The sequence below is a fragment of the Bradyrhizobium sp. B097 genome, assembly GCF_038957035.1.
Lineage (GTDB): Bacteria > Pseudomonadota > Alphaproteobacteria > Rhizobiales > Xanthobacteraceae > Bradyrhizobium.
This window is the reverse complement of the sequence record NZ_CP152412.1, coordinates 4,074,126-4,093,361: the sequence shown is the minus strand read 5'-3', so window position 1 is coordinate 4,093,361 and position 19,236 is coordinate 4,074,126. Positions and strand designations below refer to the sequence as shown.

The 19,236-nt window shown below is 64.8% G+C and carries 19 protein-coding genes; 3 read left to right on the top strand and 16 right to left on the bottom strand.

The window, feature by feature from the left end:
• Nucleotides 1–15: 15 nt before the first annotated feature.
• The 3 genes from AAFG07_RS19190 to AAFG07_RS19180 form a co-directional block, all read right to left on the bottom strand.
• Nucleotides 16–219 (bottom strand): hypothetical protein, encoded by a 204-nt coding sequence (locus tag AAFG07_RS19190; protein ID WP_092114848.1) that lies wholly within the window; start codon nucleotides 217–219, stop codon nucleotides 16–18.
• A gap of 215 nt (nucleotides 220–434) precedes the next feature.
• Nucleotides 435–803 (bottom strand): YidB family protein, encoded by a 369-nt coding sequence (locus AAFG07_RS19185; protein ID WP_173642449.1) that lies wholly within the window; start codon nucleotides 801–803, stop codon nucleotides 435–437.
• Nucleotides 804–919: 116 nt separating this feature from the next.
• Nucleotides 920–1,573, bottom strand: a complete 654-nt coding sequence (locus tag AAFG07_RS19180; RefSeq protein ID WP_342728614.1) for a glutathione S-transferase family protein — start codon at nucleotides 1,571–1,573, stop codon at nucleotides 920–922.
• A gap of 121 nt (nucleotides 1,574–1,694) precedes the next feature.
• On the opposite strand from AAFG07_RS19180, the gene AAFG07_RS19175 reads away from it, so the two are divergent.
• Entirely contained in the window at nucleotides 1,695–2,372 is a 678-nt protein-coding gene (locus AAFG07_RS19175) for a DUF599 domain-containing protein (protein ID WP_342728613.1), read from the top strand.
• Between the two features lie 13 nt (nucleotides 2,373–2,385).
• Here AAFG07_RS19175 and AAFG07_RS19170 read toward each other — a convergent pair whose 3' ends face one another.
• From AAFG07_RS19170 to AAFG07_RS19150, 5 genes are all read right to left on the bottom strand, one after another.
• Entirely contained in the window at nucleotides 2,386–3,306 is a 921-nt protein-coding gene (locus tag AAFG07_RS19170) for a hypothetical protein (RefSeq protein ID WP_342728612.1), read from the bottom strand.
• 207 nt (nucleotides 3,307–3,513) lie between these two features.
• Nucleotides 3,514–4,299, bottom strand: coding sequence for an aldo/keto reductase (locus tag AAFG07_RS19165; RefSeq protein ID WP_342728611.1), 786 nt, complete (start codon nucleotides 4,297–4,299; stop codon nucleotides 3,514–3,516).
• A gap of 72 nt (nucleotides 4,300–4,371) precedes the next feature.
• Complete coding sequence (locus AAFG07_RS19160) at nucleotides 4,372–5,691, bottom strand: cytochrome c peroxidase (protein ID WP_342728610.1); 1,320 nt, start codon at nucleotides 5,689–5,691, stop codon at nucleotides 4,372–4,374.
• A 36-nt stretch (nucleotides 5,692–5,727) separates the two neighbouring features.
• A complete protein-coding gene (locus tag AAFG07_RS19155; protein WP_342728609.1) occupies nucleotides 5,728–7,428 on the bottom strand; it encodes an alkaline phosphatase family protein in 1,701 nt (566 codons plus the stop codon).
• A 181-nt stretch (nucleotides 7,429–7,609) separates the two neighbouring features.
• Nucleotides 7,610–8,515, bottom strand: coding sequence for an AraC family transcriptional regulator (locus AAFG07_RS19150; RefSeq protein WP_342728608.1), 906 nt, complete (start codon nucleotides 8,513–8,515; stop codon nucleotides 7,610–7,612).
• Nucleotides 8,516–8,614: 99 nt separating this feature from the next.
• On the opposite strand from AAFG07_RS19150, the gene AAFG07_RS19145 reads away from it, so the two are divergent.
• Entirely contained in the window at nucleotides 8,615–9,364 is a 750-nt protein-coding gene (locus tag AAFG07_RS19145) for an SDR family oxidoreductase (RefSeq protein WP_342728607.1), read from the top strand.
• A gap of 164 nt (nucleotides 9,365–9,528) precedes the next feature.
• Entirely contained in the window at nucleotides 9,529–9,909 is a 381-nt protein-coding gene (locus AAFG07_RS19140; RefSeq protein ID WP_342728606.1) for a nuclear transport factor 2 family protein, read from the top strand.
• Here AAFG07_RS19140 and AAFG07_RS19135 read toward each other — a convergent pair.
• The 8 genes from AAFG07_RS19135 to phnY form a co-directional block, all read right to left on the bottom strand.
• Nucleotides 9,890–10,774: an alpha/beta hydrolase gene (locus AAFG07_RS19135; RefSeq protein ID WP_342728605.1), complete on the bottom strand. Its 885-nt coding sequence runs from the start codon at nucleotides 10,772–10,774 to the stop codon at nucleotides 9,890–9,892. The two genes, AAFG07_RS19140 and AAFG07_RS19135, sit on opposite strands and share 20 nt — an antisense overlap.
• A 48-nt stretch (nucleotides 10,775–10,822) precedes the next feature.
• A complete protein-coding gene (gene hydA / locus AAFG07_RS19130; protein WP_342728604.1) occupies nucleotides 10,823–12,235 on the bottom strand; it encodes a dihydropyrimidinase in 1,413 nt (470 codons plus the stop codon).
• Nucleotides 12,235–12,999 carry an aspartate/glutamate racemase family protein gene (locus AAFG07_RS19125; protein WP_342728603.1) on the bottom strand — a complete coding sequence of 255 codons (765 nt, stop codon included), beginning with the start codon at nucleotides 12,997–12,999 and terminating at the stop codon, nucleotides 12,235–12,237. Before AAFG07_RS19125 ends, hydA begins: the two co-directional genes overlap by 1 nt.
• The gene (locus tag AAFG07_RS19120) at nucleotides 12,996–13,799 is read right to left on the bottom strand and encodes a GntR family transcriptional regulator (RefSeq protein WP_342728602.1); all 804 of its coding nucleotides are present in this window, start codon (nucleotides 13,797–13,799) and stop codon (nucleotides 12,996–12,998) included. Before AAFG07_RS19120 ends, AAFG07_RS19125 begins: the two co-directional genes overlap by 4 nt.
• The gene (locus tag AAFG07_RS19115; protein ID WP_342728601.1) at nucleotides 13,796–14,572 is read right to left on the bottom strand and encodes an aspartate/glutamate racemase family protein; all 777 of its coding nucleotides are present in this window, start codon (nucleotides 14,570–14,572) and stop codon (nucleotides 13,796–13,798) included. Before AAFG07_RS19115 ends, AAFG07_RS19120 begins: the two co-directional genes overlap by 4 nt.
• Before the next feature lie 53 nt (nucleotides 14,573–14,625).
• Nucleotides 14,626–15,930 (bottom strand): MFS transporter, encoded by a 1,305-nt coding sequence (locus AAFG07_RS19110; RefSeq protein ID WP_342728600.1) that lies wholly within the window; start codon nucleotides 15,928–15,930, stop codon nucleotides 14,626–14,628.
• Between the two features lie 440 nt (nucleotides 15,931–16,370).
• Complete coding sequence (locus tag AAFG07_RS19105) at nucleotides 16,371–17,687, bottom strand: MFS transporter (protein ID WP_342728599.1); 1,317 nt, start codon at nucleotides 17,685–17,687, stop codon at nucleotides 16,371–16,373.
• An 86-nt stretch (nucleotides 17,688–17,773) separates the two neighbouring features.
• Entirely contained in the window at nucleotides 17,774–19,222 is a 1,449-nt protein-coding gene (gene phnY / locus AAFG07_RS19100) for a phosphonoacetaldehyde dehydrogenase (RefSeq protein WP_342728598.1), read from the bottom strand.
• Between the last annotated feature and the right edge of the window lie 14 nt (nucleotides 19,223–19,236).

Below are 19,236 nucleotides of genomic sequence, written 5' to 3'. Positions count from 1 at the left end.
TTGCGCACAACGCGTTCAGGACAGCGCGAGCTGACTCTCCTTGGCCACCCGTTCGAAAGCTTCAGTCGAGCTCTTGATGCGATACTGGCAATCGTCACCATCGGTCGGCAGCAGGCGGATCACCTCATAGGTGCCGCTCGCAGCGGGGCGCGCCACGTTGCTGGCCGTGAAATAGACGATCTCGCCAATCGAGTACTTATGCTTCAACGCCCTCTCCATTTTCTTAGAGATTGCTGGCTGAGCTGACAGTCCCGATAGCTCAAGCCGGCATTTTGAGAACCCTGCGGCAACCTAGCACATCGCACCGCCCCAAATCCAGCAAGATTGGGGCATGGCGAAGGTGCGATTTTGCAGGTTTTTCAGGGCGATAGGCAGCAATTTATGTGCCAGCCGGAAATTGCCCGCCGACCTCGGCCGGAACCCGGTTCCACACCTCAGGCGGTATGTGGCAACTTTCCGTTGGGGCTCGCGCCGTCGACCGCAGCCGGAAGTTGCTGGGCCAGCACCTTGGACAGCTGGTCGACCGGAATGTTGAACTTGGCGGCGAGTTGCTTGACGGTGTCGCTGCCCAGCACCTGCTGGAGCTGCTCGGCGGTGATCGGCAGGTTCTGGCCGGTGCCGATCCAGGATTTGACCTGTTCGCCAAGGCCGGCCTGCTCGAGCTTGGCCACGATCGCCGACAAGCCGCCCTGCCCGCCATTGCCCATCACCTGACCGAGCACGACGGGGATGACGGCCGCCCCGAGCTGGCCAAGCATGCCTTTCAGCTCCGGCGAGTTCTCCAGGGAATCGAGAATGCCCATGGTCTAAGTCCTTTCACGACTTGCAAAACCGGTCTTTTGGATTCGACGCCTTCGGCCCCGCGGCGTCAAGCCGCGATCTTTGCCGCCGCTGTCACAATTCGGCAGCGCAGCAACGGTCAGGCGTCCTCGAATCGGTCGATCACCAGCGTCTCGGCCAGGCCGTCGCGGGTCCATTGCTGGAATGCCGGAAGCGACATCATCGCATCGACATAATGCTGCGCCTCGGCCTTGACCGGGATCGCGTAGGTGCGGAAGCGATGCACCACGGGCGCGTACATCGCGTCCGCCCCGGAGAATGCCCCGAACAGGAACGGACCCTGCTTGCCGTAGCGCGCGTGGCAATCGGCCCAGATCTCCTCGATCCGCGCCACATTGGCCCGCGCATCGTCCGACAGCGCGACGGCGCGGATCGGCCGGTGCAGGTTCATGCCGCATTCGCTGCGCAGCGGCACGAAGCCGGAGTGCATCTCCGCCGAGATCGCACGGGCATGCGCGCGCGCGGCGCGATCCGACGGCCAGAGCTTGGCCTCGGGAAACTTCTCGGCGAGATATTCGATGATCGCCAGCGAGTCCCACACCGTGACGTCGCCGTCGATCAGCGTCGGTACCTTGCCGGCCTTGCTGAAAGAGAGGATGCGGTCCTTGTCGGCCTGATCGGTGTAGAGCGGAACGAAGATTTCCTCGAACGGGATGTCGTTGGCGCGCAGCGCCAGCCAGGGCCGCATCGACCATGACGAATAGTTCTTGTTGCCGATGACGAGCTTGAGCATGCCTGTGAATCCTGTTGCCACGTCAGTTTGCCATAGTGCATTGCACGCGTTCAACCTGTACATGACGCGGGATGCAGCGCGGCGCGGACCCGCCGCCGCGCATTGACGAAGGAAGGCACCAATGACCGGCTATTGGGTCGACATCCTGGCCGTCGGCTTCTTTGCGCTGGAATGGCTGGTCTACGCCATCACGCTGGAGCACACCGCCTACGGACGCGACGGCCTGTCGGCGCGGATGCATGTCTATCGCGAGATCTGGGTGCGGAATCTGCTCAACCGCGATGCGCGGATGGTCGACATGCAGATCATGGCCAGCCTGCAGAACGGCACCGCGTTCTTTGCCTCCACCAGCCTGATCGCGATCGGCGGCGCGCTGGCGCTGCTGCGCGCGACCAGTGACGCGCTCGCGGTGCTCGGCGCATTGCCAGTCAACCTCACGCCCTCGCCCGCACTGTGGGAGATCAAGTGCATCGGGCTGATCCTGATCTTTATCTACACGTTCTTCAAATTCGCCTGGGCCTATCGCCTGTTCAACTATGTCGCGATCCTGTTCGGCGCGATGCCGCCGGCCGGCCAGCGCGATACACCGGAAGCCGAGGCGCATGTGATCCGCACCACGCGGCTGTTCGAGACCGCGGGCCGGCACTTCAATCGCGGCCAGCGCGCGTTCTTCTTCGCGCTCGGCTATCTCGGCTGGTTCCTCAGCCCCTGGGTGCTGTTCGCCACCACCGCCGCGGTCGTCATCGTGATCTGGCGCCGGCAGTTCGCCTCGAATGCCTGGCAGGCGATGGGAAGCTGAGACTTGCCTCCGCTCACGACGCAAAATCGCGCGGCGTGAAGTCGAGGTCGAGCACCTTCCATTCGCCATAGCGATCCCGCGGCAGCATCGCATAGGGCTGGCAGGCCTGCAGCGCCTCGGTCGCGCTCTTGAGCAGCAGCGGCCCCTTTTCCGATGCGGTGGCTTCGATCAGCAACGGCGATGCGCCGAGCTTGCCGTCGGGCTTCATGAACACCCTGAGCTTGATCCTGACGTCATCGCCGGTGCTCAGCGTCGCCGGGAGCTTCATGCAGCTCTTCAGATGACGGCGGAACTCGGCGACCACGCTGGAGCCGACGTCGGCCTGCTCGGTGGCCGCAGCGTCGAAATTGTCCTTGCCCGGACCGGGGCCGTGCGGCGCTTCAGCCGGCAGCTTGACGGGAATGTCGGGCGGCAAACCGAGCATGACATTGTATTTGACGGACAGGTCAGGCTCGGGCTGCGCATAGGCAGGTTGCGACGGCGGCGCCGCTTGCTGCGCCATTGGCTGGGGCATCGGCGGCGTCTGCGGTGCCGGCGCCTGTGGTGCCGGCGGCTCGACCGCGGCATGTTGCGGAGCCGGGCTGGGCTTGGGCTCCGGCGGCGTCGCCTGCTTCTGCGGCGGTTGCTGCTGGGCCTGTTGCGGCTGTGGTGCCGGGGCTTGCGCCGGTGGTTCGGATTTGGCGGTGTCGACCGGCTTGTCGAGCGACGGCAACTGCAGCTCGGGCGTCGGCGACGGGCTCGGCACTGGATCGGGCTTGACCTCGCTTGTGATCTCGCTCCTGGCGACCTCCTGCGGCGTCACGATCTCGACCGGCACCGTGTCAGCGGCGACCGGATCGAACTGATGCACCTCCGAATACAGGAAAATCAGCGCGAGCAGCATCAGGTGCACGAACACCGATGCCATCAGATCCGCGTTTGGCCGAAACTTCATCCCACTCGATCACATCAGTGTCGTCTCCCCGCCGGCCACAATACCGGGTGGAACCCGCCTGCCTCAATCCCCATTCGATGCAAAACCGCAATCGGCAAGCGCCGCAATAGCATGATCCGGACCGCTGCCCAGCCATTTTCCGCGCAGCGATTCGCAGGCAAGGACCCAATGCACCATGGGCGTTCAGATGCGCCGTTAGGTGGGCCGTTAGCGCGCGGCCGCGCTCCCGATTGCCGAAATCTCGCGCATGTCCTCATCCGACAACTCGAAGTCGAAGATGTCCAGATTTTCCTGGAGCCGCTCGAGCTTCGAGGTGCGCGGAATCGCGGAGACATTCTGCTGCACCAGCCAGCGCAGGCAGACCTGGGCAGCCGTCTTGCGATAACGGTCGCCGATCCGCGCCAGCGCGCGGTCGCCCTTGACGCGTCCCTTCGCGATCGGGCTGTAGGCGACGAACGCCATGCCATGGCGCGTGCACGCCTCGATCACGTCACCCTGGCCCAGATAAGGATGGTACTCGACCTGATCGCAGGCGAGCGGCTCGGGGCACGCCGCCACCGCCTCCTCGATCAGCGCCACGTTGAAGTTCGAGACCCCGATATGCCGCGCCAGTCCCGCCTGCTTGACCCGCGCCAGCGCGCCGAGCGTCTCGGCAAGCGGCACGTGCGGATGCGGCCAGTGCAGCAGCAACAGATCGACCTCGGTCAGACGCAACCGCGCCAGGCTCTCTTTGGCGGAACGTTCGAGATCCCTCGCCATGAAATGTGTGGTCCAGACCTTGGTGGTCAGGAACACATCGTCGCGCTTGATGCCGGAGGCACGCAGCCCCTCGCCGACCTCGCGCTCATTGTCATAGATCTGGGCGGTGTCGATGTGCCGATAACCGAGCCGCAGCGCCTGCTCGACGATACGGGCGCAGGTCCGCCCGCGCAGCTCCCATGTGCCGAGCCCGATCGCGGGAATTCTGGCACCGTTGCCTTCGACCACATTCATACGCCCATTATGCGCGCACGACGAGGACCTGCCAACTCACGCATGGGTTCCGCGATGAGCCGTCGCGACCGCTCACCGTTCCGGCTGGTAACCGTCAGTGAGCGTCTTCAGGAAGGCGATGATGTCGGCTTCGTCCTGTGCGGTCATCGCAGGCGTGTCGCCGAGATGGCGCTCGAACGGCGGATCGGCGACGTCGACATTGCCGTGATGCTTTTCCGGCAGGTCGTCGTATTTCCGCACCGTACCGTCAGCTGCACGGGGGTAAACTTTCTCCGGATTGGTATCGCGGAAGTTATAGAAATCGAGCACCTGCTCGAGGCTCGTGAAGACGCCGTTGTGGAAGAACACGCGGCGGGTTGCGGTGTTGCGCAAGGTCGGCGTCAGAAACATCCCGCAATATTGCGTCTGCTCGGCAATGTCGGTGCGATACGGGCCGCAGACCCCGAGATCGAAATAGTTGGGATCGCGGTTGCTGGCGAGCGCGGCGTTACGCGGCGCGCCGAGCGCCTCATACTGATGGTCGGTGAACAGCGGCGGCAGGCCGTCGCGGGTCGGCGCCGAGGTGTGGCAGCCGCCGCAATTGGCCTTGTCCGGATCGTTGAACAATTGCAGGCCGCGCAGCTCGCTCTCGCTCAGCCGCGCTTTGCCTTCCAGCCAGTAGTCGAACTTGCTGGTGTAGGGATGGAAGCTCGGCTCCTCGACCTGATAGCGCGCGACCGCGAACATCGCCTCGGCGACCAGCAGCCGCATATTGTCGAAGACCTGAGCGCCGAACAGTTCGGCAAAGCGCGGGGCGTAGCTCGCCCGGCGCAGTTTCTGCGCCACCACCTCGATGCTGCCGCCGTCCATCTCATTGGGATCGAGCAGCGGGAAGATCGCCTGGTCCTGCAGCGTATCGGCGCGGCCGTCCCAGAACAGTCCGCCCTGCGGCACGATGTTGACCGCCGACGCCGCGGTCCCGGTCGCGACCTTCTTCGCACGCGCAGCCTGCTGACCTGCCGCGGCCAGTTGCGCGAAGTCGACGAGATTGTCGTCCTCGTCCTTCTCCGGTCCGATGCTGAAATTCGGCTGGCGTTCCAGATAGGTCAGTCCCGGAACGGCGCGCGTTCCCTGCCGCGATTGCGCGGGGCCGCCGAACATCACCGCCGCATCGTTGGGCGGTCCGTAGGCGTGGTCCGGACTGTGACAGGAGGCGCAGGACAATGCGCCCGACGACGACAGCGACGCGTCGAAGAAGATCTTCTGGCCAAGCTGCGCCATGCCGGACAGCGGGGCGACCGGCGGGCGCCTGAGCTGCACCGGGTTCGGATTTGTCCCCGCTAGTACTTGGGTCTCGACTGCCGCAACGGCGCCGGCCATGCAGAGCAGGCCGGCGCCGAGAAGCCACAACATGCGGCCGTTCATATGACGTCCAGTGATCCCAGAGCGTTAGTGATGGTGATGATCGTCAGACGGGCTGACGATGACCGTGCCGGCCGTCGGATCGAGGAACAGCTTCTGCTGATCGTCGCCGTCGTGGTCGTGATCGTGGCCATGATCGAAATCGAACATGTCCGTGATCGATTCGACGCTGTCGTCGAACGCGCCGCCGCCGAGACGCTGGCCGTGCAGCCAGTTGTCTTCGATGAAGCGCACGACCGACGCCTGCGAGATGCGGGTGTGGCTGACGAAGTTCTTCTTGGCGTAAGGCGAGATCACAATGAACGGGGTCCGCGTGCCGGGACCGCAGCGGCCGTTCACCGGCTGGCCGTTCAGGCCATTCGGCTGCGTCTGCTTGCCGATGCCGCGGCCGCACTGGCCGGGACCGTTGACCTGGTCGGCGGTCGGATCATACGAGGCACTGATCGGCGCCGTGTACTGGTGGTCGTACCAGCCGTCGGAGTCGTCATAGGTGATGATGACCGCGGTGTCGCGCCACTCCTTCTGCTTCTGCAGGAAGTTGATCAGCTCGACATTGCCCACCTGCTCGTCGAGCGGATCGGAGTTGCCGGGATGACCGTCCTGATAGGCCGGCATCTTGATGTAGGAGACCGCCGGGAAGTTGCCGGCCTTCACCGAAGCGTAGAAGTCTTCGAGATCGTAGGCATGATTGGCCGGATCAAGCGTCTTGCTGCCGGGCACGTAGGTGTGGCCCACGGCGCTCACCGAGCTCGGCCGCGCATGGGTCGGGTTGGCGGTCGACTTGTAGTACTGGAACCAGGCGTGGTGCGGGATGTAGTCCACGATGCTGCCGTTGACGTTGCTCGAGAACGTGCTGCGGGCGCAGTTGGTGGTGCCGTTGCTGTTCTTGAGCGTCAGGTCGAAGCCGCCCATGAAGCTGCCCCAGCTGATGTGCTCGGCGTTGAGCAGGTCGCCGATGTTCTTGCTGGTCATCAGGACCTGGCTGGTCGTGCTCGAGCAGGAATCGTAGGCAGGATCGGTATCACCGATCAGCGTCAGGCCGCCCTGGCCGTCGGCGATCGACGATGAGGTGCCGACGATGTTCTGCGCACCGTTGGTCTGGCCGGAAATCACCTCGAGCGCGCCGGGCGTCGACGGACCGAAGGTGTCGGTCCAGTTGTTGTCGCTCATCGCGAAGTTCTGGGCGTAATTCCAGAACGCGGTGACGGTGTTGCCGTCGAAATAGCCCATCACCTGCCCGTTGGTGCCGAAGGCGCCGACGCCGCCGGCGGTGCCGCGACCGGTGAATTTCGGAAACAGGTCTTCGTTGCCGTTGTCGACCGCCTGCTGCTCGGGCGTATAGGCGTGGTTTTGCGAGCGCGTGTTGGCCTGGGTGCGGTCGAGGCGGAACGGATTGGTCGCGCCGGTGCCGTTGGCCGGATTGGTGTTCGGGTTGTTGGTCAACAGATTGGCGCTAACGAGGTTGTTGACCTTCGGCGTATGCGGCTTGGCCGTGAACGGAATCGAGCCGGTCGGATTGGCCGCATTCGGGTAGGTTGCGAAATAGTGATCGAACGAGCGGTTCTCGTTGAAGATCACGACGAGATGCTTGATCGGCGTTGCGGTGTGGATGTCGTGCGGATGACGATGATCGTGATCTCTATCATCGTCGTGAGCGGCGGCGCTGCACACAACTGCAGCAGCAGCAACCAGGCAGACTCCGACCGTTGAAAGGAATTTCGCCTTCACTTCTTGCCCCATTTTTTAAGGATTTATGACGTCGACGTGCGACAAGTTATCCATCGCCGATGACAGCCCTGTGTAAGTTTCATCACAACGATTCATCATCGCGCGTCCGATTCACGCGTCGGCTGCAGCGCTTGCGAAGGATGTTGGATTGATCTCTATCTCGATGACGCCAGCACGCGCGTCACGGCGCGATCTGCTCCCGCGCATATTGCGTCGGCGACAATCCGACATGGCGGGTGAACGCGACGCTGAACGCGCTCGCTGAACCGTAGCCGACGCGTTCGGCGATTTCGGCGATGCCGCTTTCATTCTGCCGGAGCATGTTCTTGGCCATCGCCATGCGCCAGGCCAGCAGATACTCCATCGGTGCGACGCCGACAGCGCGGCTGAACCGGTCGAAGAATGCCGAACGCGACAGCGCCGCCTCCTTCGCCAGTTGCGCGACCGTCCACGCCCGCGTCGGGCTCTCATGCATCCGGCGGATCGCAACAGCGAGACGCTCGTCGGCGAGCCCGCGCACGAGACCCGGCGACGCCGCGGTGCCCGCCGTCGAGCGCAACGCCTCGATCAGGAGAACCTCGAGCAGGCGGGCCAGGATCACATCGCGCGCCGGGCGCCTCTCGCAGAATTCGTCCCGGACGAACTGCATCAGGGTGGCGAGCCGCGGTTCGCCGCGCACATGCACCAGTTGGGGAAGCAGCGACACCAGCAGGTTCGCGTCCGCCGAGCCGAAGCTGCAATGGCCGATCAGCATCCGCAGATCGGTTGGACCGTCCTGGTCTCCGATCCTGAACTCTCCGGTGGCGAGCGCGACGGGACGTGTTTCGGCGGTCGGCTCGGAAAACCGCGCGAGGCTCGACATCGCGACGTCATAGGCCGCGGGGACCAGAATGAAGTCGCCCGCCTTTAGCTCGATCGCTTCGTAATCGTCGACCTCAAGCCGGCACCCGCCCTCGAGGACCACGCAATAAAACGGCTGTCCGGCATCGGAACGGCGGACATGCCACGCCCCGGCGCCGACCACGGCCTTCGAGAACCGGGCACTTGGCTGCAGCAGCGTAACGACCTCCGCAAGCGGATCGATCATGTCCGGACTCCTGCAAATGACTCTTGGACTTTCAAACATAGAGAGTCCGGCCACTGACACCTATCGTCTGTGTCAGTCAAATCACTTCCAAGAGCCCCCATGAACACCATCTTGATCACCGGATGCTCGTCCGGCTTCGGACTTGAAACCGCGAAATACTTTCTCGACCGCGACTGGAAGGTCATCGCGACGATGCGCACGCCGCGCGAGGAGGTGCTGCCGCGTTCGGCGCATCTGCGCGTGCTCGCGCTCGACGTCACCGATCCCGACAGCATCCATCGCGCCGTCGAGGCCGCGGGACCGATCGATGCCCTCGTCAACAACGCAGGCTTCGGCGCAGCGTCGCCATTCGAAGCCACGCCGATGGCAACGATCCGCGAGCTGTTCGAGACCAACACATTTGGCACGATGGCCGTCACCCAGGCAGTGCTGCCGCAGTTCAGGCAACGCAGGACCGGCGTTGTCGTCAACGTCACCTCGAGCGTGACGTTGAGATCGATCCCTCTGATCGCGTCCTACACCGCGACCAAGGCAGCGGTGAACGCATTCACCGAGTCGATGGCGCTGGAGCTCGCGCAGTTCGGCGTGCGCGCGTGCCTGGTGCTGCCGGGCCGTTCGCCGGAGACCCGCTTCGGCGATACTGCACGCGCCCGCGCGCAGGGCCTCGATCACGCGGCCTATGCCGAGCTCGTGCAGAGCGTCTTCGCAAGATTCGGGGAACCGGGGCCGGTCACCACCGCGCAGGACGTTGCCGAAGCGGTGTGGCGCGCGGTGACCGATCCGTCGAGCCCGATGCGTATCCCCGCCGGCGCCGACGCCGTGATCTGGGCCGCGGAGAGTCGAGCGTAGGAACGGAGACCGCTACATAAGACGAATGCGTCACCTTGGTCACCGAGGCCAATCAGGGAAGCGGTCTCGGGATCACCGAGGATCTCGCCGCATTGCGCCGATTTTCTCCCATCGCAATCTGAGAACAGAGAGCAGACATGCCCGCAAACACGCCACAGACTTGCATGGCCGATTTTACTGCATCGTTGATCGAGAGGGACATCCATTCCGCGCTGACATTTCTCACCGATGACGTCGTGCTGTTCTACAGCAACGGAACGGCAATATGCGGCAGGGACGCCTTCTCCTCCACAATGCAGGCCAATTGGAAGCTGGTCGATGACTACAACTACGCGACCCTGGAATCGATCTGGGTCACGCAATCCGACACCTCGGCCGCCGTCATCTACAGCTTCGCATGGACCGGCAGGGTCCGCGGCGAGAACATCGGCGGAGATGGCCGAGGAACCAGAGTCTTTCGCAAAGAGCAATCCGGTTGGCTGATTGCGCACGAGCATTTGAGCACGGGGCAATTGCGCCCCGAGCCTAGTCCTTCATCCCCGTGATCGAGGCGCTGACGGCTCGCGGATCGCGCTGCGGCCAGCGGCCGCTTTCGACCTGCGCCAGGAATTCGCCGACGATCCGGTTGTATTCGTCGGGTTCCTCGACGTTGATGGCGTGACCGCAGTTCGGCATCACCGCGAGCGCGGCCGACGGGATGCTCTGCTTCATCAGGATGCCCGGCAGCAGGCATGGCCAATCCTCGTCGCCGGTGATGATCAGCGTCGGCACGGTGATGCGCTTCATCTCGTCGACCAGCGTGTAGAGCGAGGGACGCTCCTTCTGGACGCCCTGCTGGGTGTTGGCCGATCCCACCGCCGAGTGCTCGGCCAGCATGGCCTTGAATTCGGCGTGGCCGCGCGGATCCTTGTTCTCGTACTGCACGCGCGTCGGGCCGTAGGCGTAACGCTCGGCGAACGCCGGCATGCCTTCCTTGCGGATCATGCCCGCGATCACGTCGGCCTCAGCGCGAAACGTCTCGCGCTTGTCGAGCTCGGCGCCATAGCCGCAGCCGCCGACGCACAGCGATAAGGCGCGCGCCGGATGCCGGATGCCGAAATGCAGCGTTGCAAAGCCGCCCATCGAGAGGCCGATGATATGCGCCTTCGGCGCGCCGATATGATCGAGCACGGCAAGGATATCGTCGGCGGCGCGCGCCTGCGAATAGGATGAGACCTGCTCGGGCACGTCAGACGGCGGAAAGCCGCGCGCATTGTAGGCGATGGTGCGGAAGCGCTTGCCGAAATGCCGCATCTGCGGCTCGTAGCTGCGCAGGTCGCCGGCGAATTCATGGACCAGGATCACCGGATGGCCGGATCCGGTTTCCTCGAAATAGAGCCGCACGCCGTCGTCTGTTGTCGCGTAGGGCATGGTGGTCTCCTGCCTTCTTGCTTTGGGTAATACGGGTTACTTTGGGTGTTACGGGATGGTTGCCCCCGCTGGAGGTTTGGCGCGCGGCAAATATGTGCCGTGGTCCTTGCTGCCGACAAGGGTGCCGTCGTCGACGACCACCTTGCCGCGCACCATGGTCAGCACCGGCCAGCCGGTGACCTCGAGCCCCTCATAGGGCGTGTAGTCCGAGCCGTCATGGATCAGGTCGTGGCGGATCGTCACCTTGCGCTTTGGGTCCCACAGCGCGATGTCGGCATCCGAGCCGACCGCGATGGTGCCCTTGCGCGGATAGAGGCCGTAGATCTTGGCGTGATTGGTGGCGCTGAAGGCGACGAAGCTGTTGAGGTCGATGCGGCCCTTCACGACGCCTTCGGAGAACAGGATCGGCAGCCGTGTCGCCACACCCGGGATGCCGTTCGGCACCCAGCGGAAGCTGGTGCGCCCCTTCGGCGCGAGCTTGCCTTGCGGGTCGTCGTAGCGGAATGGGCAATGGTCCGACGAGAACACTGAGAACACCTTCTGCTGCAGGCCTTCCCAGCAGGCCTGCTGGCTCGCGACATCGCGCGGCGGCGGCGAGCAGACGTACTTTGCGCCCTCCATGTTGAGCTGATCGAGATCCTTTTCGGTCAGCATCAGATATTGCGGGCAGGTTTCGCCCATCACCCGCAAGCCCCGCTGCTGCGCGCGCCGGATCTCGTCCATCGCCTCGCGGTTCGAGACATGCACGATCATGATCGGCACATCGACGAGCTCGGACAGCGAAATCGCGCGGTGCGTCGCCTCGCGCTCGACCGGAATCGGCCGCGAGGTCGCGTGGAAGCGCGGCGCGGTGTTGCCGGCGCGTTCCAGCCGGTCGGTCAGGAAGCGGATGGCGTCGAAGTTTTCCGCATGCACCATCAGCATCGCGCCGGTCTCGCGCGCGACCGACATGGTCTCGAGCAGCTCGCGATCCGACAGCGCCATCCCCTCATACGTCATGAAGACCTTGAGCGAGGTGTAGCCGTCCTCGACCAGCGCCGGCAACTCCTGGCCTAGCACGTGCTCGGTCGGGTCGGTGACGATCAGATGGAAGGCGACGTCGACATGGCATTCGCCGTCGGCCAGCGAATGGTAGTGCTTGAGCGCCTCGCGCAGCGTCTGGCCCTTCTCCTGCAGGCAGAACGGCAGCACGGTGGTGTTGCCGCCGAACGCCGCCGAGCGGGTGCCGCTGGCGAAGCCGTCGGCCATCACGATGCCGTCGCCTGACGGCTGGGCGAAGTGGACGTGGCTGTCGATGCCGCCCGGCAGCACGAGCCGGTCGGTGGCGTCGATGATCGTGACCGCATCGCCGAGATCGTGGCCGAGCGCCGTGATCTTGCCGTCACGGATTCCGACGTCGCAGGCAAAGGTGTCGGCAGCGGTGACGACGGTGCCGCCGCGGATGATGGTGTCGAAGGACATCAGTCCGTCCCCTCTTTCGGCGAGCGATGTTCGATGATGGCAGCAAGCGGCTCCGCCAGCCCGAGCGTCGGTTTCGGATCAGGCCGCCGGAAGGTGCCGGCGACCGCCTTGCGCGGCTTGAGCACGGCAAGCGTCTCCGCCTGGCGCACGGCGGCCGCAACGGGATCGACCACGGGCACCGGAATGCGGTCGCGGACCTTTGCGGCAAGGCCTGCGAGCGGCGCGCCTGACAGAATGACGACGTCGGCGCCGTCCTGTTCGACCGCCCGGTTCGCGAGCGCGACCAGCAGCTCTTCCTTCTCGGCCTGCACGTCGGAGATCGACTGGAAGCCACCGTCGAGCGTGCGGATGCCGGCGCAGCGTGAACTCAGCCCGTGCATGGCGACGCACTCCTCGTACCAGGGCGCCAGCGCGCCGGCGAAGGTCACGATGGAGAACCGCCGGCCGAGCATGCAGGCGGTGAGCATCGCGGCCTCCGCCAATCCCACCACCGGAAACGCGAACAGCTCGCGCGCGCCGAACAGGCCGGGATCGCCGAACGCGGCGATGATGGCGGCATCGATGCCGGGGCCGGCCTCGGCCAGCATCTCCAGCGCGATCGCGCCGCCGATCTGGGCCTCGGCGCGAGTCGCGATATAAGGTACGCCGCGCGAGGCGGTCGCAGGCACGAGCTCGGTGCCGGCCGACGCCGCCTTGCTGCCGGCGGCATGGAGCAAATCCGTGACCGCCGCGGTCGTGTTGGGATTGAGCAGCAGGATCTTCATGGCGCAACGTTCCTCGTCTTGCGGCCGCGCGGCTTTGCGGGAGCGTCCACAGCCGCGGCCTCATCTCCCTTGCCATCCAGCGTCTCGGCGACGATCTCGCCGGTGCGGCGCACATGGTGGGCCAGCATCTGCCCGGCCCGCGCCGCGTCGCGGCGCCTGAGCGCGGCCAGGATATCCTGGTGCTCGCGCACCGATTCATCCCAGCGCCCGAGCACCGAGAGCGCGAAGAAGCGCGCGCGCTCGGCCCGCGCCAGCAGCGCCTCGTGCGTCGCCTTCAGCACCGCGTTGCGGGCGAAGCCGACGATCGCCGAATGGATCTGCTGGTTGGCCTGGAAATAGTCGCGCAGCTCGCCGCGGCGGTGATGCCACTCGATCTTGTCCTGCAGCGCGTCGAGCCGCTCGAAGTCGGCATCCTCCATGCGCAGCGCGGCGAGCTCGGCAGCGCAGCGCTCGATGCCGCTGACCGCCTCGAACAATTCGGTCAGCTCGGCGCGGCGGAACGGCGCCACCACCGCACTGTGGTTGAGCCGCAGTTCAACCAGACCCTCGTTCGCCAACTGCTTCAGCGCCTCGCGCAGCGGGGTGCGCGAAATACCCAGCGCATCCGACAGGTCCGCCTCCCCCAGCGACTGTCCCGGCGCCAGCTCGCCGCGCACGATCATGGTGCGCAGCCGCGCCGCCGCCTGCTCGTGCAGTCCAACCCGCGGCACGCGCAGACGTCGCCGCTGCTGCGCCGTGATGGCGCGCTTGGGTTCCTTGCTGCGTCTGGTGGTCTTGGCTTTGGTTTTGGCTTCAGTCACCGCACGCCTTTATCGTCATGATCGGGGATCGCGGTCGCTGCGCGCAGATCGGGGTTGGTGAACAGGCTGCCCCAGCCGTGCACGCGTGACGGATCGCAGCCCGCAGCCGTGAGACACGCCCACAGCGTCACCGCAATCGAATCCAGCACCGGCACGCCGAAACCGCGCTCCAGCCGTTCGGCAGCGCCCGCGCCGCGCATGTTGGTGCAGAGCACGACGGCGGCATCGCAGCCTTCGCGCACCACCTGCTCGATCAGGCCCGCGACCTCGACCTCGCTGACCTCGGCAAAGGAGAAATTGTCCTGCAGCGCGAGATGCCGCTCGGCAAAACAATGCAGCCCAGCCGAATTCCAGTTGGCGATGATCCTGTCCTGCACATCCCTGCGATACGGCGTCACCAGCCCGATGCGCCTGGCGCCGATCCGCCGCAGCAGGTCGCGATAGGCGAGCACCGTGGTGCAGGCCTTGATCCCGGTTGCCGCAGTGATCTGCTCGCACAGGCTCTCGTCGCGGTCAAAGCCGAGCCAGCTTGCCGAGGTGCCGTTCCAGGCGATGACGTCGACCTTGGCATGCGCCAGCAACTCTGCCGCGCGCAGAATCTCGCTGGCGTCGAACTGGCGCAGCGCCTGTTCCGACAGCGCGATCTGCGTCACCTTGAAGCGCGAGAAATGCGCCGAGACATCCTCGACGCCTGTCAGCATCGCGCAGGTGATCGGCTCCAGTGCGGTATTCGACGACGGCGTCAGCATGCCGAGCCGGACGGGACGTGTCATTGGCGGACCTCATCAAGCGGCCGAGCCCTCGTAAGGATTCGGCCGTATCAGTTCTAGACCGGGAGCTTGCGGCTGTAATCGATCAGGGTCGAGCAGATCAACAGCGCAATTCCGGCGGCGGCGAAATACATCAAAGCGAGGAAGTAGGAGCCGGTGGCCTGCACGATGAAGCCGACGATCAAGGGTGTCGTGATGCCGGCGATATTGCCGCCGAGATTCATGCAGCCGCCGAGGAAGCCGGACTTGCCGCGGCCCGCCAGCGCCGACGGGATCGCCCAGTACATGCCGCACCAGCGCAGGAAGAACAGCGTCGTCGACAGCAGCACCACGACCACGACCGCGTTGGTGACGTAGGCGACGAGGAAGATCGACACGGTCGCCATGATCGCCGCGATGCCGAATAGGGTGCGGAACACGGTGTTGGGCGCCCCGCCCCGCGCGCGCCAGCCGTCGCCGATCCAGCCGCCGACCAGTTCGCCGACGAAGCCTGCGAAGAAGATGATGAAGGATGCGCCGCCGAGCGCCTTGATGTCGAAGCCGTGCACCTTGAACAAATAGGTCGGCATCCAGGTCAGCAGGCCATAAAACGTGGTGTTGAAGAACATCCAGCCCAGGCACATGCACCAGACCGAGCGGAAGCGGAAATACGCCATCCCGCTCGCGCCCGACGACGGCGGCGTCGCGGCGTCCTCGATCGCATGCGCCTCCTCGAGATAGCGCGCCTCGGCTTCATTGACCGACGGATGCTCGCGCGGCGCGTTGCGGATGTAGTACCAGGCCCACAGGCCGCACAGCATGGTTCCGATGCCCGCGACGACGAAGGCGACGCGCCAGGAGCTGAACGCCGCCATCAGCCAGGCGATCACGATCGAGCCGAGCGCTGCACCGAGCGGCGCGCCGCCGTCCAGCAGGGTGGCGCCGCGGCCGCGTTCGGTCTGCGTCATCCAGATCGCGTTGAGCTTGCCGCCGGCCGGATAGATCGGCGCTTCCGACGCGCCGAGCCCGAGCCGGGTCAGCAGCAGCAGCATCCAGCTGGTGGACAGCGCCGCCAGCGCCTGGAAGAAGCCCCAGAACAGCGTCGCGAGCGCGATCACGATCCGCGGCTTGAAGCGATCGGCGAGCATGCCGCCCGGCACCTGCATCAGCGCGTAGGTCCAAAAGAACGAGCTCAGGATCAAGCCCTGCATTGCCGGATCGATGTCGAACTCCTTGGCGATCACAGGCATCGCGACCGAGAGCGAGGCGCGATCAATATAGTTGATCGAGATCAGGAACAGCATCAGCAGGAAGATCTTCCAGCGCACGCCGGAAGGCTTCGCCGTATCTGCCATTGCGATGGTGGACACCTGATCGCTCATTGCTCGCTCCTCTGCCGGCAGATTGTTTTTGCCCCATGCGACCTTCGTCATCGAAGGTCATCGGGCCTCTCCTGCCCCGCGCAAAGTCTGCTTCAAGCCGCACGAGGCGGCAAGCACATTTTGTATTCTGCATGCAATTTTATATATCATATTGATATTTATAGATATTATATCTCGGTTGCCTGGTTGTTGGCCAGCCCATGGCGAGGAATTGGGCGTCAGTCCGCCGGCTCGGCGAGGCGATTTTCAGCGAATTGGCGCGGTGTTTGGGCTCCAGCGCTCGCGCGCGGCTGCGTTCCGCTAGCTGCAAAAAGGCGTAGCCCGCATGAGCGAAGCGACATGCGGGAACCACAGCAACCCCGGATATCGCTTCGCTCATCCGGGCTACACATGCCCCGATGGCGGCGTCCGGGCAGTCACCCGGGACGCATGTGGGTGAACTAGCGCCGGATAAAGGCCGCCACCACCGCGCTGGAGGTCGCGCAGACCGCGACCACAAGGAACACCAGCGAGGTCTGGTTATGCTTGTCCATGAAGTGGCCGATGATCGGCTCGCCGAGACCTGCGAACAGATAGGCGAAGGAGTTCATCACCCCGGTTGCGGTCCCTGCCCGCTTGTGGCCGACCAGATCCGGGCACAGCGCCCAGAACGAGGATTGCGGGCCGTAAGTGAAGAAGCCGCACAGGAACAGCACCGTCATCCCGAGATAGATCTCGGTGGTCGGGATCGCGTACATGCACAGCGCGGTGACCGCGGCGAGCACCATATAGAGCACGATGGCGAGGTAACGGCGCGAGCCGAACACCTTGTCCGAGACCCAGCCGTTGCTGAACGCACCCACCGCCATGCCGACCGGCAGCGCGATGCTGATCCAGCGCGGATCGATCGCCGAGGTGGCGCCGGCCTTGGCCCAGTTGCTGCCGAGGAAGTGCACGGGCACCCACACCAAGAGGCCATAGCGCGCCGCGTTCTGGAATCCGATCGAGACGCCGGCGACGAGCAGGCGCCAGTTCGACAGCACCGCCTTGTAGCGCGCGAGCGAGCCCTCATTGGCGTCGACCGCGGCGTCGGTTGCGGTGACGTCGTCGGTCTCGTCATGCGGCGAAGCAAAGCCCATGTCCTCGGGCTTTTCGCGCGCGATCAGATAGAACGCGATGCCGCCGAGCAGCAGCAGCACCACCGGGATGCGGAAGATCCAGCGCCAGTCGAGCTGGAAATAGCCGACCACCACCAGCGAGGTGACGAACGACAGCACCGAGGCGAGACCGGCCGCGAACGTGTAGAGCCCGTAGACCGTGCCGCGCTCATGCCGGCCCCACCAGTTCGACAGCAGGCGGCTGCCCGGCGCCCAGCCCATCGACTGGAAATAGCCGTTGATGCCCCAGAACGCGGTGAGGCTGACGATGCCGGTCGAGAGGCTGGTCGCCCAGTTCATGATGAAGGAGAGGATCGCGCCCGCGCTCATCACGCGGCGGCCGCCGAACTTGTCGCCGAGATTGCCGTTGATGGCCTGCCCGACTGCGTAGCACCACAGCAGCGCCGCGCTGGCCCAGCCCAGCGCCTCCTTGCTGACGCCGAACTCGGTCTGGATGCCGGGAATGGCGAAGCCAAAGGTCTGCCGCCCGGTGTAGAAGAACAGATAGCAGAACATCGCCGCGAACAGCATCCGCCACTGTGCGCGGCGGAACGATGTCGCAAGCTCCGGATTTTGGACTCCGACCGAGCCGACGCTCGCCGGACTGAACGTGATCGACATTGCAGCCTCCCCTGATTGTCTCGTTGATTGCAGTCGGCCGCCGCGTTGTTTTTGTTGTGCGCGTGTGGCCCTCGTCGGACGCTTTCCTAGACGGGCCAGGGCAGCGAATAGGTCTTGACGTTGGTGAAGCTCTTGATCGCCTCCTGCACGCCTTCCTTGTAACCAAGGCCGGAGTCCTTGATCCCGCCGAACGGCGACATCTCGATCCGGTAGCCGGGCACTTCCCAGACGTTGACGGTGCCGACGTCGAGCTCGTTGACGAACCGCGTGATGTAGTCGAGCCGGTTGGTGCAGACGCCGGACGACAGTCCAAACGCGGTCGCGTTTGAAATCCGGATCACGCTCTCGATGTCGTTGGGTACGCGGATGATCGGAATCACCGGACCGAAGGTCTCCTGCATCACCAGCTCGCTGGTGTAGGGAATCCGGTCGACCACCGTCGGCGGATACAGCGCGCCCTTGCGGTCGTTGCCGTGCAAAAGCTCGGCGCCGTCGGTAACCGCAGCGTTGACCCGGCGCTCGAACTCCTTCGCCGCGCCCTCATGGATCACGGTGCCGACATCGACCGTCGGGTCCATCGGATCGCCGCACTTCAGGGTGCGCGCCTTCTTCAGCACGAGGGCGGCGAAATCGTCGGCGACCGCTTCGACGCAGAGGATGCGCTTGACGGCCGTGCAGCGCTGGCCGGAATTCTTGGTCGCCCCGGTGACCGCAAGCTCGGCCGCCTTCTCCAGGTCAGCGTCCTCCATCACGATCAAGGGATCGTTGCCGCCGAGCTCGAGCACCAGGCGCTTGTAGCCGGCCTTGTCGGCGATGTGCTTGCCGACCCTGACCGAGCCGGTGAAGGTCACGAGATCGGCGTCGGGATCGCTGATCATTGCATCACCCATCGAATGCGGATTGCCCGTGACCACCGACAGCATCTCCGGCGGCAGCCCGGCCTCGTACAGCACGTCGGCGAGCGCGAGCGCGGTCAGCGGCGTCAGCTCGGTCGGCTTCAGCACCACGCGGTTGTTGGTGGCGATCGCCGGCGCGATCTTGTGGCTGACCATGTTGAGCGGATGGTTGAATGGCGTGATCGCCGAGATCGCGCCGAGCAGCGGCGTGCGCGTCGTGAAGATCTTGCGCGCCTTGCCCTGCGGGCTGATGTCGCAGGAAAACGTCTCGCCGTCGTCCTTGATCGCGAGCTGCCCGGCGAACGAGTAGACATCGTAGGCGCGACCGGCCTCGTAGAGCGAGTCCTTCCAGCACAGGCCGGACTCGGCGGTGATCAGCCGCGCGAATTCCTCCTTGCGGCCCGCCAAAATCTCGGCGGTGCGCAGCAGGATGCGCTGGCGCTCGTAACGCGTCAGCTTCGGCTTGAACGCCGCCGCTTTGGCAAAGGCGCTGCGCACATGCTCCGGGCGCGCCGCCGGCACGGTGCCGACCACCTTGTTGGTGTAGGGATTGAAAACCTCGACATGCTCATCGGTGTCAATGAGGCTGCCTGCGATCCGCATCTGCTCATGGCGAACGGCCGGGCTCTGGATGTTCATGGTGGTATCCTTAA

What these genes read in the sequence shown, in the direction of transcription:
- AAFG07_RS19125 (WP_342728603.1), bottom strand. Translation starts at nt 12,999, where the DNA reads ATGAAGATCCTGCTGCTCAATCCCAACACGACCGCGGCGGTCACGGAT.
- AAFG07_RS19115 (WP_342728601.1), bottom strand. Translation starts at nt 14,572, where the DNA reads ATGACACGTCCCGTCCGGCTCGGCATGCTGACGCCGTCGTCGAATACC.
- AAFG07_RS19145 (WP_342728607.1), top strand. Translation starts at nt 8,615, where the DNA reads ATGAACACCATCTTGATCACCGGATGCTCGTCCGGCTTCGGACTTGAA.
- AAFG07_RS19190 (WP_092114848.1), bottom strand. Translation starts at nt 219, where the DNA reads ATGGAGAGGGCGTTGAAGCATAAGTACTCGATTGGCGAGATCGTCTAT.
- AAFG07_RS19135 (WP_342728605.1), bottom strand. Translation starts at nt 10,774, where the DNA reads ATGCCCTACGCGACAACAGACGACGGCGTGCGGCTCTATTTCGAGGAA.
- AAFG07_RS19180 (WP_342728614.1), bottom strand. Translation starts at nt 1,573, where the DNA reads ATGCTCAAGCTCGTCATCGGCAACAAGAACTATTCGTCATGGTCGATG.
- AAFG07_RS19105 (WP_342728599.1), bottom strand. Translation starts at nt 17,687, where the DNA reads ATGTCGATCACGTTCAGTCCGGCGAGCGTCGGCTCGGTCGGAGTCCAA.
- phnY (WP_342728598.1), bottom strand. Translation starts at nt 19,222, where the DNA reads ATGAACATCCAGAGCCCGGCCGTTCGCCATGAGCAGATGCGGATCGCA.
- AAFG07_RS19165 (WP_342728611.1), bottom strand. Translation starts at nt 4,299, where the DNA reads ATGAATGTGGTCGAAGGCAACGGTGCCAGAATTCCCGCGATCGGGCTC.
- AAFG07_RS19160 (WP_342728610.1), bottom strand. Translation starts at nt 5,691, where the DNA reads ATGTTGTGGCTTCTCGGCGCCGGCCTGCTCTGCATGGCCGGCGCCGTT.
- AAFG07_RS19150 (WP_342728608.1), bottom strand. Translation starts at nt 8,515, where the DNA reads ATGATCGATCCGCTTGCGGAGGTCGTTACGCTGCTGCAGCCAAGTGCC.
- AAFG07_RS19110 (WP_342728600.1), bottom strand. Translation starts at nt 15,930, where the DNA reads ATGAGCGATCAGGTGTCCACCATCGCAATGGCAGATACGGCGAAGCCT.
- hydA (WP_342728604.1), bottom strand. Translation starts at nt 12,235, where the DNA reads ATGTCCTTCGACACCATCATCCGCGGCGGCACCGTCGTCACCGCTGCC.
- AAFG07_RS19140 (WP_342728606.1), top strand. Translation starts at nt 9,529, where the DNA reads ATGGCCGATTTTACTGCATCGTTGATCGAGAGGGACATCCATTCCGCG.
- AAFG07_RS19185 (WP_173642449.1), bottom strand. Translation starts at nt 803, where the DNA reads ATGGGCATTCTCGATTCCCTGGAGAACTCGCCGGAGCTGAAAGGCATG.
- AAFG07_RS19170 (WP_342728612.1), bottom strand. Translation starts at nt 3,306, where the DNA reads ATGAAGTTTCGGCCAAACGCGGATCTGATGGCATCGGTGTTCGTGCAC.
- AAFG07_RS19175 (WP_342728613.1), top strand. Translation starts at nt 1,695, where the DNA reads ATGACCGGCTATTGGGTCGACATCCTGGCCGTCGGCTTCTTTGCGCTG.